Genomic DNA, 3,214 nt, shown 5'->3' with positions numbered 1-3,214 from the left:
GGGGTGATGGGTGACTGGTCGTTGCTTGAGAACTACACAGTGGACGCGAGCATCTGTAGGCCAAGTTTTTAAGGGCGCACGGTGGATGCCTTGGCACCAGGAACCGATGAAGGACGTGAGAGGCCGCGATAGGCCCCGGGGAGCTGCCAACTGAGCTTTGATCCGGGGGTGTCCGAATGGGGAAACCCGGCAGTCGTCATGGGCTGTCACCCACTGCTGAACACATAGGCAGTGTGGAGGGAACGCGGGGAAGTGAAACATCTCAGTACCCGCAGGAAGAGAAAACAACCGTGATTCCGGGAGTAGTGGCGAGCGAAACCGGATGAGGCCAAACCGTATGCGTGTGATACCCGGCAGGGGTTGCGCATGCGGGGTTGTGGGAATTCTTTTGATCGGTCTGCCGGCCGGTCGGCGAGTCAGAAACCGTTGATGTAGTCGAAGGACATGCGAAAGGTCCGGCGTAGAGGGTAAGACCCCCGTAGACGAAACATCAGCGGCTTGCTTAAGAATCTCCCAAGTAGCACGGGGCCCGAGAAATCCCGTGTGAATCTGGCGGGACCACCCGCTAAGCCTAAATATTCCCTGGTGACCGATAGCGGATAGTACCGTGAGGGAATGGTGAAAAGTACCGCGGGAGCGGAGTGAAATAGTACCTGAAACCGTGTGCCTACAAGCCGTGGGAGCGTCGCTGTATGTGCTTGCACATACAGTCGTGACTGCGTGCCTTTTGAAGAATGAGCCTGCGAGTTAGCGGTGTGTAGCGAGGTTAACCCGTGTGGGGAAGCCGTAGCGAAAGCGAGTCCGAATAGGGCGATTGAGTTGCACGCTCTAGACCCGAAGCGGAGTGATCTAGCCATGGGCAGGTTGAAGCGGAGGTAAGACTTCGTGGAGGACCGAACCCACCAGGGTTGAAAACCTGGGGGATGACCTGTGGTTAGGGGTGAAAGGCCAATCAAACTCCGTGATAGCTGGTTCTCCCCGAAATGCATTTAGGTGCAGCGTCACGTGTTTCTTGCCGGAGGTAGAGCACTGGATAGGCGATGGGCCCTACCGGGTTACTGACCTTAGCCAAACTCCGAATGCCGGTAAGTGAGAGCGTGGCAGTGAGACTGTGGGGGATAAGCTCCATGGTCGAGAGGGAAACAGCCCAGAGCATCGACTAAGGCCCCTAAGCGTACGCTAAGTGGGAAAGGATGTGGAGTCGCAGAGACAACCAGGAGGTTGGCTTAGAAGCAGCCACCCTTGAAAGAGTGCGTAATAGCTCACTGGTCAAGTGATTCCGCGCCGACAATGTAGCGGGGCTCAAGCGTACCGCCGAAGTCGTGTCATTGCAGCAATAGGGCCAACGCCCGCTGTGATGGGTAGGGGAGCGTCGTGTGCCGGGTGAAGCAGCAGCGGAAGCTAGTTGTGGACGGTTCACGAGTGAGAATGCAGGCATGAGTAGCGATACACACGTGAGAAACGTGTGCGCCGATTGACTAAGGGTTCCTGGGTCAAGCTGATCTGCCCAGGGTAAGTCGGGACCTAAGGCGAGGCCGACAGGCGTAGTCGATGGACAACCGGTTGATATTCCGGTACCCGCTTTGAAACGCCCAATATCGAATCAGGCGATGCTAAGCCCGTGAAGCCGTTCCGGACCCTTCGGGGAAAGGAAAGTGGTGGAGCCGGCGAACCAGACTTGTAGTAGGTAAGCGATGGGGTGACGCAGGAAGGTAGTCCAGCCCGGGCGGTGGTAGTCCCGGGGTAAGGGTGTAGGCCGAGGGGTAGGCAAATCCGTCCCTCATATAAGGCTGAGACCTGATGCCGAGCCGATTGTGGTGAAGTGGATGATCCTATGCTGTCGAGAAAAGCCTCTAGCGAGTTTCATGGCGGCCCGTACCCTAAACCGACTCAGGTGGTCAGGTAGAGAATACCGAGGCGTTCGGGTGAACTATGGTTAAGGAACTCGGCAAAATGCCCCCGTAACTTCGGGAGAAGGGGGGCCAGTCCTGGTGATCGGATTTACTCCGTGAGCTGGGGGTGGCCGCAGAGACCAGCGAGAAGCGACTGTTTACTAAAAACACAGGTCCGTGCGAAGCCGTAAGGCGATGTATACGGACTGACGCCTGCCCGGTGCTGGAACGTTAAGGGGACCGGTTAGTCACATTTCGGTGTGGCGAAGCTGAGAACTTAAGCGCCAGTAAACGGCGGTGGTAACTATAACCATCCTAAGGTAGCGAAATTCCTTGTCGGGTAAGTTCCGACCTGCACGAATGGCGTAACGACTTCTCGACTGTCTCAACCATAGGCCCGGTGAAATTGCACTACGAGTAAAGATGCTCGTTTCGCGCAGCAGGACGGAAAGACCCCGGGACCTTTACTATAGTTTGATATTGGTGTTCGGTTCGGCTTGTGTAGGATAGGTGGGAGACTTTGAAGCGGCCACGCCAGTGGTTGTGGAGTCGTCGTTGAAATACCACTCTGGTCGTGCTGGATGTCTAACCTCGGTCCGTGATCCGGATCAGGGACAGTGTCTGATGGGTAGTTTAACTGGGGCGGTTGCCTCCCAAAAAGTAACGGAGGCGCCCAAAGGTTCCCTCAGCCTGGTTGGCAATCAGGTGTTGAGTGTAAGTGCACAAGGGAGCTTGACTGTGAGACCGACGGGTCGAGCAGGGACGAAAGTCGGGACTAGTGATCCGGCGGTGGCTTGTGGAAGCGCCGTCGCTCAACGGATAAAAGGTACCCCGGGGATAACAGGCTGATCTTCCCCAAGAGTCCATATCGACGGGATGGTTTGGCACCTCGATGTCGGCTCGTCGCATCCTGGGGCTGGAGTCGGTCCCAAGGGTTGGGCTGTTCGCCCATTAAAGCGGTACGCGAGCTGGGTTTAGAACGTCGTGAGACAGTTCGGTCCCTATCCGCTGTGCGCGTAGGAATATTGAGAAGGGCTGTCCCTAGTACGAGAGGACCGGGACGGACGAACCTCTGGTGTGCCAGTTGTCCTGCCAAGGGCATGGCTGGTTGGCTACGTTCGGGAGGGATAACCGCTGAAAGCATCTAAGCGGGAAGCCTGCTTCAAGATGAGTATTCCCACCTCCTTGAGAGGGTAAGGCTCCCAGTAGACGACTGGGTTGATAGGCCAGATGTGGAAGCCCGGTAACGGGTGGAGCTGACTGGTACTAATAGGCCGAGGGCTTGTCCTCAGTTGCTCGCGTCCACTGTGTTAGTTCTGAAG

General features: G+C 56.6%; 1 rRNA gene. It reads left to right on the top strand.

The features are described from left to right. Positions 1–58: 58 nt before the first annotated feature. Positions 59–3,182 (top strand): 23S ribosomal RNA (locus ACFRU2_RS42145). Positions 3,183–3,214 lie beyond the last annotated feature (32 nt).

Origin of the sequence: Streptomyces sp. NPDC056883, from assembly GCF_042788835.1 — a bacterium.
GTDB classification, from domain to species: domain Bacteria; phylum Actinomycetota; class Actinomycetes; order Streptomycetales; family Streptomycetaceae; genus Streptomyces; species Streptomyces stoeckheimensis.
The sequence above is the reverse complement of the archived record's forward strand: the minus strand, read 5'-3'. Positions and strand labels throughout refer to the sequence as shown.